Below are 8,915 nucleotides of genomic sequence, written 5' to 3' on the forward strand. Positions count from 1 at the left end.
AAACTTTATTGACAAAAATGGCGTACTCCTATTATATTGATTGTTCGATGAAGAGGCTGACCGGACCATGCGACAATTTCGTTCAATAATTCAAGGTATTGGGCTGTTTTTAACGCTCTTTCTGCTCTACGGCATCGCCTCTCAAAAAGGCATAGAACTCCTGCCTGCCCTCGATACACTTGCCTGGGGACAGCCAACCGCGGAGCCGTTTACCGAGGATGTCAGCAGTACCAAGCACAATCTCTCCGCCGTTCCGCTTGACCCGAACCAACAACGTATTTTCGATGAAATTTTCAGTCCGGACAAGGAGAGAAATGTCAAGTCGGTCCAGGGACCGGGCGGAACAACCGAGGTTTGCGTCTTTTGCCACACGCCCCACGGGGCCAACCGGGCAGGAATAAGCTTTCGCGCACCGATCTGGAACCGGAAACTGTCCGCCAACCAGTACCAGATGTATGACCAGGTCTGGAGTAAATCATTCGAGGCAAGGCCGAACATGCCCGGTCGACCCACCGGCTATTCACGCCTCTGCCTCTCCTGCCATGACGGTACAATTGCCCTCGGAAGCGTGATTAACCGGGGCGGAAGCGGAGGCCTGGACTCAGAATACCAGATGGAATATCCAACGGGGCAGGCGCCTGCCGGGCCCTTCGGAAGCATTCCGGTTGGCGAAGGGGCCACCGCCCAGGCAACCCGGGCCTTGGGCCGGGACCTTCGGAACGATCACCCGATCTCAATGGTCTTTGACTCCCTCCTTCGCGCAACGAAAGATATTGAATTTGTTGACCCGGGACCCCCGATCCGAAGGCCTTTCACACAAAGCACCCCAACGCCGATCTCCCCGCTCAGGAGGGCAACCGGAAATAATAATAATGTCTTTGATTCTGTCCAGTGTACCTCTTGTCACAATCCCCATCAGGTTGATTTTCCAAAGTTCTTAAGGGCCAACCGCCTCCAGGAAAAGACCTTTGCCTCAACCCAGGCAGAGAAGCGTGTCGGCCCGCCGGTTCCCGGACTGTCCAGCCGGGCGGATAAAGCACCCGCCGGTGCGATTCTTTGTCTCTTCTGCCACGACAAGCCAGGCTGGCCCTACAATCCGGATGAGTTGAATACCCATTTTGGTGACCGAAAGACGGGGGTATTTGATGATTCAAGGCTCAAGCTGGGGGCGACCAATCTTCATAGTGATGAAGCTCCGGTGGTAGCCGAACGCGCCTGTCTGGTCTGCCATGATCCCCACACCCGCCAGGGTGCCGTTCGAATTATGCGTGAAGGCGTCGATGCCTTCGGAAATGTGGCCATTGAACAAACCTGTTATCAATGTCACCAACCCCAAGAGACATCCATCCTCCAGAACAACACCCGCGCCCCTGATATCAGAACACAATTCTTCAAAGATCGGGAGGGGAACGGAAACAATGGGACCTCTGCAACCGGGAGCGCGATGGACCTGACGCTCGGGCTGGGACACCAACCTGTTTTTGTCGATCTTCCCAAGGAAGGGGTTCAACTCGGGAGTGATAACCGTGTTCCCTCTTTCTTTGGCGGACCCTTCAATGAGCCCGTTGGAAATAAAGACATCAATATGGAACATGCCCCCAATACACCCGATACCTCCCACATCGAATGTGTCGATTGCCACAACATGCACCGGGTCACTCGACGGAATCGATTCCAGGGCATGCCCGGCATCACCATCCGAAGCGGCATTGTGGCGAAGACACTCAAAACGGTTGATTTCAAGGAAGAACCCCTCATCTACGAAATCTGTCTCCGATGCCATGGAAACACCTTCAATAACCATGTCCGGGAGGCTCTTTTTACCGCCCTCGGCACGGGCAAGATCATTCAGGCGCGCGGGAACAGTCCGATCGATCCGGGAAGAGGGGTCAATGCGCATGGGAGCAACAAGCGAAAAGAATTTGACCCAACGTCCACGCCCTTTTATCCGGAACTCTTTATGAAAGAGAATCCAACTCCGGGCGATGGCCGGGGCCTTCTCGTCCCGGATACGCCTCCCGCACTCAACACCTCATTTCATCCGGTGGCCGATCTCGGGAAAAACCAATCCGGGGTATTAAACAACTTCAACCTGAATGTGGATGTGCCAACACAGCAAGGCCAATTGATGGGAGGATTCGGACATCAAGCCAGCTTTGATGGAAGCGGCAGAGTCATTGGTTCTGACGGCTCAGGAGGCCTCTCTCGACAGGCAACCATCATGTGCCCCGATTGCCACAATACTGATCTTTTCGGAACCTTCAATGCCGGACTCTTTCCTGTCTTCAAAGGACTCAGGATCAAGCCTGAAATCAATTTTCCCGATTATCCGGGTCCCATTCTTTATGACGACACCAGAGGAAGGGCCTTCCGACGGACCACAGACCGGTCCCCGAGTATCCCCGTCAACCCGGATGTGACAAGACGGGCCTCTCTGAACGATCCCAAAACTCCTCAGGGGCCGCACGGGTCAATTTATAAGAGGATATTAAGAGCCAACTACGATACGACTGTCGGGACATCCGAGGAAGAACCGCCTTTTACGGAAAGGGGGAGATACAATCCACAGAACTTTGCCCTCTGCTTTAACTGTCACAACGAAGCGGCCTTCATCACACCCTACTGGGAATCCCCCATAGCGTTCGGCCCAAAGGAAAGGCTCACGAACTTCTATCGGGGGAACACACAGGATATCGATGGAAAAGGAAATGTCGGCGGAAACCTTCATCTCCTCCATCTTGCCGGTCGGACGAACGCCCGTTGTCACGAATGTCATAACAATGTCCATAGCAACGTCGAGGCCGGGAATACGGTCTTTGTCGGACTGAACGATACTCGGTTCAAGATGGACAATCCCGGACATGATCAAAGCACACACCTTCTCAATTTTCAGCCCAATATTAAAGGAAATCGCTTCTCCGAAGGACCGGCTTGGGGAAATGGTAAAACCGTAAACCCGGCCGATTGGGACCTAGGGCACATAGGACCCGGTTGCAACCTCCGATGCCATGGCTTTAACATGGAGCATAACACCGACGCCCACTCGGTCATCAACGGCGAAAAATGAGGAAATTCCTGAATAAGTCATGAACTTTTTTTCAGGGCACTTATGTCCCGCTTCTGCGTTTCAAATCTTAAAAATAGAGGGCTATGGCTTCACGAGTACCATCCTCTGCGATTTTCGCCTTGAATCGAATCATTTTATCTCCAGAAAAACTCAACCCAGACTTAATCAGAGTTTCCTGATGTCCCTCAAAAAGTCGCTCGTTCTTTTCTTTCTTCTTTTTGTTCCCTTCGAGTACACCATCATCTCTTTAAGCAAGAAGGTTGTCCCGGAGGAGATGCTCCTTGTTTCGGCCGGAGAATTTATCATGGGGAGCAACGAGGTGGATCTGGAGGAAACCCGGGGGGAGTTGGGAAATAGAAAACCCTTCTATCTCGATGAACATCCTCAACATCGCGTCACCTTACCTGAGTTTTTGATCGATCGGACGGAGGTGACCAACCGAGCCTACGCCGATTTCATCAAGGTCAAACTGCGGAACCCACCTTCTATCTGGAAAGAAGGAGAGTATCCCTCCGGACAGGGACTTCTTCCCGTTGTGGATATCAGTTGGTATGAGGCACGCGACTACTGCCGGTCTGTCGGAAAGCGCCTCCCTACGGAGGAAGAATGGGAAAAGGCCGCCCGCGGCCCCTCAGGGAATATCTATGTCTGGGGCAATAACTTTGATCCGATGAAGGCAAATGTCAGCGCCGGCAGTCATGGCGGGATCACCATGGTTGGCCGCTGGAGTAGCGATCGCAGCTTTTACGGCCTCTACGATATGAACGGGAATGTCATGGAGTGGACCGACGACTGGTACAAGCCCTATCCGGATGGCTATTATGAAAGCCCGGATTTTGGAGAACAATTTAAGGTGGCCAAGGGAGATGCCTATGGCGAATCAGGACATTACGCCATGTCGATCTTCTCCCGCCTCCCTTACCGCCAGAACGTCCTGCCGGAAACCCGCTTTCCCTTCCTCGGCTTTCGCTGCGCGAAAGATTGGTAGCAGAGTACTAAGGAACCCCTATTAAGTCTGGGTTGAATTTTTCTGGAGATAAAATGTTTCGATTCAAGGTGTAAATCACAGGGATAGCCTGCTATTTTCAAGATTTGCAACGCAGAATCGGGACATAAGTGCCCTAAAAAAACAATTCATGACTTATTCAGAGGTTCCCTAAGCCACTTTCTCCTTATTTTTCTGTGTGTAGGTAGGTATTTCATCCAAGAAGAAGAATGAAATAAAGGAGATCAGCAGCTACTCAGGGAGAGAATCTGTAAAAGGTTCGGCATAGCCGGTCAACTCGATATATCCCTTTCCGGAAATTTCCTTTCCGGCCTTCGTCCCTTCAAAACGACTCGCCCCTTCCCAATAGGTTACGCGTGTACTCTTGGCTGTAATGAGTTCTTGTTCCGGAAGAAGCGGTTTTGATGTCAGGACCAGTTGCTCGGACGGGATTTCAATCCGCCATTCCACAGGATAGACCGCTCCGCTTTCTTGGCTCTTCCAGTTCTGTACTGGCGTTAATGAGAAAGAATTGGCCCCAAGGTGGCGTGCCCTTCCATCGGGAGAGATCACCGTACCGCTCGATACCGAATCTTTTTCACCGCCTTTTCTCCGGATCTGGTAAATCATCACTTCGCTCTGGTCCTCCAACTGGATGGAGAACCAATCCCATCCGATCTGGGCGTCATTGAGAACACTGGTGCTGAATTCATGATCCATCCAAGAACTCCCGGTGACCTGTTCTTCCTTTCCATCGATCCAGAGAGAACCGCGTGTTTCAAGCCTTGTGTAGGAATAGTAATGGGAGGCCTGGCCCTCTTCTTCTCCCTTACGGCTGATCCCGCTCTTACCATGAATGACAAGGGGTTTTGAGGGAGAAAGCATCAAATCGATCTGCCACCCGTTTTTTTCCTGAGATCTCCCACCCGCCTGAAGGTGGATTTGTTCTCCTTCTTGAACGGCCTGCCAGCGGTCAATCCAGACCTCCAGGTAATCCTCTTTGGCTCCCGCCTTCCCGACGGCTGCCCGGCTGATCTTCTCCTGGTAATGGAAACGTCCACCGGCCAGGTCTGTTACGGCAAAGTGGGCCAGATAGATCTCCCTGACTGCCCATCGAGAAGGGTTTTCCAGGACTTTCGGGTTCGCGATCCCGCGCCTAAAGAATGTCAACTCATATCCGTATTCTTTCCCTGTTTTCGATTCGAGGTTCCCCGTAAAATACCACCATTCAATTTTAAATTTGGGGTGGGACCCATGGTCCCTCGGAAAAGTGTAGGCATAGCCCGGCCTGGCGTCCTCAAACCGCTTTTCCCCTGGCGCAGCCTTGGCCCCTAAAGCGCTGAGGGAAAGGAAGAGAGTCAAGACAAGGACCCTCATCAGTAACCGCTTATTCATAGGCAATCGCCTCCGTAATATTCATCTTCGCCGCCTTCCATGCCGGGAAAAACCCAGCCAGGAGGGCCGTGACCGTTGCCAGGATGAAAGCATGCAAGACGATGTATGGAGGGAAATGCAGGAGAATGGTCCATCCGAAGGACTCCTTATTGATCACGAGGATCAGAAGGAGGGAAAGAAAGAAGGCACAAAAAAGAGCCAGAAACCATCCAATCAAGCCCATATAAAAGGCCTCGATCAGGACCACCTGGATCACCTGGCGCCGTGAACCGCCGATGGCCCTCAAGAGACCAATCTCTCTCCGGCGCTCCAGGACCGAGACAAAAAGGGTGTTGGTTATACCCAGTAGGGCCACGACAACGGCGATCCATTCGAGGGCGTAGGTAATTAAAAAGGTCTGGTCAAAGATCTCCAGGACTTCTTCTTTAAAATCAACCTGGGTCGTAAAAGCCAGGCCATATTGGCTCCCCCATTTTTGGACCAGCGTTTGCCGAACGGCATCCGCGCTTTCCCCTTCTTTGAGATAGATCGCAAGGACGTCGATTTCCTGATCATCCCAATCCTCTTCCAGAAAGGATCGGTCGATGACCATCTTTCCGCCGTCCGTGCTGTACTCATAAAAGATCCCGCCGATGCTCAGGGGGATGCCCCCACGGGGAGAAGGAAGCTGCACCTTATCTCCAACGCCTAGATCGAAACGATTTGCAAAAACCTCTGAGATGAGAATTTTCTTTTCTCGAATCGCCTCTTGAATGATCTCTGCCGACTCACCCGATTGAAACAGATACCGACTGTGGGATCGATGAATCGCCAGATCGCGCCCGACAAGCCGGGCCGGCTCATCCCGGAAGATGATCTCAATCGACCGATAGCGATCAACCGCCGCTATCCCCGACATGGCTTCGACTTCATCGCTGAGTTCCCTCGAGATGGTCTCGTCGGTATCTCTCGACATATAGGAGACTGGAAAGCCGATGATGTCGGATCGGATCGTTTGATCGATCCAGACTTCAACGGTGCTGCGGAAGCTCTCAATCATGATCACGACACTCATCATCATTGCCAGTGCCCCCATGAAAGCCGAGATGGTTGGGGCATTCCTTCGAAGCGCTTGCTCGAGGTGTCCTTGTGCCATCCGCCAGGATGGCGGCATCCCAGAAAGAAAAGGGCGAAGACTTCTGGAGAGGACAAGGATCGCCGCCGGGACAATCAAGGAAAAAGCCATTAGAAGGAATCCCGCTGAGAGGTATCTGGCCCATTGAAGCCCCCATTCAGAAGGAACTTGCGAAAGGAAAAAGGACACCGTAGCGGCAATCAATCCGGCACCCAGATATAGCCCCTGCTTCACACCTCTTTGATTGTGGTAAATCCCTTCCATTGACTCGCGCGGTTTCAGGCGTGCGGCCTGCAACGCGGGGAAAAGGGAAGAAAGTGTAGCAACAAAGGCCCCGATCCCCATCCCCTCCACAATGAGAGAAAGGGGAAGTGAAAAAGGAGAAGGTGGAATAGGAACATAGAGCGCGCTCACGGTTTGAGAGAGAATCTGAATGACCCATCGCCCCAGGAGCGCACCCGCAAAGACACCCGCAAACCCGCCTGCCGTCCCGATCATGATCCCCTCGAGGGTAAAGAGCCAGAATATTTTTGAACGGGGAACGCCTAAAGCACGAAGAATGCCGATCTCCTTCCTCCGATGGACGACGGAGACGAGAAGGGTATTATAGATCAGGAAGACCCCGACAAAGAGAGAAATGGCGCTCAAGGCCGTCAGATTAAGTTGAAAGGAAAAGAGCATCTTTTCAACCTGTCGAGAACGTTGTTCCGGCCGACGGATCAAGAGCCGCCCGCCAAGTCGTTTCCCGAAGCTCTCTATAATCTCATCAAGCTTGGCCTCTTCATCCGTGATCAGATCGATGCGGTCGAGTTTTCCGAGTTTTCCCAGTGTCCATTGGGCCGATGCAATGTCCATGACGGCGATATTGCCGTCTTGCCCCAGTGCAACACCCTCCGCCTCCAGAAGTCCTGCAACATGAAGGTCCAGCAGATGTTCCTCTTTCCGGACCGAGAAATGATCGCCGACTTGAATACGGTGCCTTTCCGCGAACGTCACCGTCAGAAAGACCGCCGCGGGGTCGATCAAGGCATCAAAGGCCTCTCCCTCCGCACCGCGGACTTCGTAGCTTCGAAAGGGGGTCTCCTGTAGGAGATCGATCCCCATCAAGAGCAGAACCTCCCCCTTTGCAGAAGACGGGGATGCCATCGGGAGAACGGATTGAACAATCGGCGCGATGGAGATCACCCCGGGCACTTTACGAATCTCGACCAGGTCCATCTCATCAATGGCCCCTCCCCGCCCTATAATCTCCAGCGTTGTATTCCCGGCAAATAGATCAACTGATTTTTGATAGGTCTCCAGAACACTCTTATTTGCTAATCGGATTGAAATAAAAACAGCAATCCCGAGGGCAACGCCGACCAGGGTCAGCCAGGTCCTCCTTTCATGAAGAAGGTGGCGCAGGGAAATCGACTGGAGGAGGACACGTATCATATACCCCTTCTCTCCGTAACTATCAGCATGCCTGGATATTTCTTCAGGGCAAGGCGCGAGGCGCGCAGAACCGGAACGTATGGGCTATACGTGAGGATTTGAGCACCACAGCAACGCCGCCATGGAGGATTAGATGGGTATGCTGAATCGTTACGATTCAATGCGGTCAATTTGACTGTCCTTTAGATGAATAATCTGGTCGCCATAATCAATGGCCTGTTTACTATGGGTGGCGAGAAGAATGGTCACACCCGACAGACGTGATCGAGAGGCCAGGAGCCGGAGGATATCCTCTCCGGTTTTTGAATCCAGATTCCCGGTCGGCTCATCCGCCAACAAGATCTTTGGGCAGATGGCATCGGCCCGCGCGATGGCAACACGCTGCATCTCCCCGCCCGACAAGGCGCTCGGAAGGTGATCCAAGCGGGGTTCAAGACCAACGCCGACCAGGGCGGCCCTGGCCTTCTCCCGTGCTTCAACAGGACGGTCCCCTCGAAGCAAGAGAGGAAGGGCAACATTTTCCAAGGCATTGAGCATCGGCAAGAGGTTAAAAAACTGAAAAATCATCCCGATCTCTGAGCGACGAAGCGCCGTCCACTGCGTGTCGCTAAAATCCCGCGTGGGTTTTCCTGCAATAAAGATCTCCCCCGCAGTCGGCTGGTCCAGCCCTCCGATCAGATTCAAGAGGGTCGATTTTCCACACCCGCTCGGCCCCATCAATAACGAGAATGACCCTTCTTTGATCGTAAGCGTGATTCCCTTCAGCGCCGTCACCGGCTCTGTTGGATGAGGATAGGTTTTCTCCAGATTGACAACTTGAATCACATGCTTCCTTCACAGGGAAAGGTAATCCCCCCATTAATAATGGTTCACAGAAGTAGAGCCTGTGTTGCCAGCGTCAATTTTTGATAGGGTGTAAT

General features: G+C 52.7%; 5 protein-coding genes. 2 read left to right on the forward strand and 3 right to left on the reverse strand.

Annotated elements, in window-relative coordinates; genetic code table 11:
• Positions 1 to 67 precede the first annotated feature (67 nt).
• Together EYQ01_10650 and EYQ01_10655 are read left to right on the forward strand one after the other, a co-directional pair.
• Positions 68 to 3,067, forward strand: coding sequence for a hypothetical protein (locus EYQ01_10650; GenBank protein ID HIE66245.1), 3,000 nt, complete (start codon positions 68 to 70; stop codon positions 3,065 to 3,067).
• A 19-nt stretch (positions 3,068 to 3,086) separates the two neighbouring features.
• Positions 3,087 to 4,055, forward strand: a complete 969-nt coding sequence (locus tag EYQ01_10655; protein ID HIE66246.1) for a formylglycine-generating enzyme family protein — start codon at positions 3,087 to 3,089, stop codon at positions 4,053 to 4,055.
• Between the two features lie 249 nt (positions 4,056 to 4,304).
• Here the strand turns inward: EYQ01_10655 and EYQ01_10660 are convergent, their stop codons facing one another.
• The 3 genes from EYQ01_10660 to EYQ01_10670 form a co-directional block, all read right to left on the reverse strand.
• Positions 4,305 to 5,447, reverse strand: coding sequence for a carotenoid 1,2-hydratase (locus EYQ01_10660; GenBank protein ID HIE66247.1), 1,143 nt, complete (start codon positions 5,445 to 5,447; stop codon positions 4,305 to 4,307).
• The gene (locus EYQ01_10665; protein HIE66248.1) at positions 5,440 to 7,995 is read right to left on the reverse strand and encodes an ABC transporter permease; all 2,556 of its coding nucleotides are present in this window, start codon (positions 7,993 to 7,995) and stop codon (positions 5,440 to 5,442) included. Before EYQ01_10665 ends, EYQ01_10660 begins: the two co-directional genes overlap by 8 nt.
• Positions 7,996 to 8,145: 150 nt before the next feature.
• Positions 8,146 to 8,820, reverse strand: coding sequence for an ABC transporter ATP-binding protein (locus EYQ01_10670; GenBank protein HIE66249.1), 675 nt, complete (start codon positions 8,818 to 8,820; stop codon positions 8,146 to 8,148).
• Positions 8,821 to 8,915: the final 95 nt, after the last annotated feature.

Source organism: Candidatus Manganitrophaceae bacterium, from assembly GCA_012960925.1.
Lineage (GTDB): Bacteria > Nitrospirota > Nitrospiria > SBBL01 > JAADHI01 > DUAG01.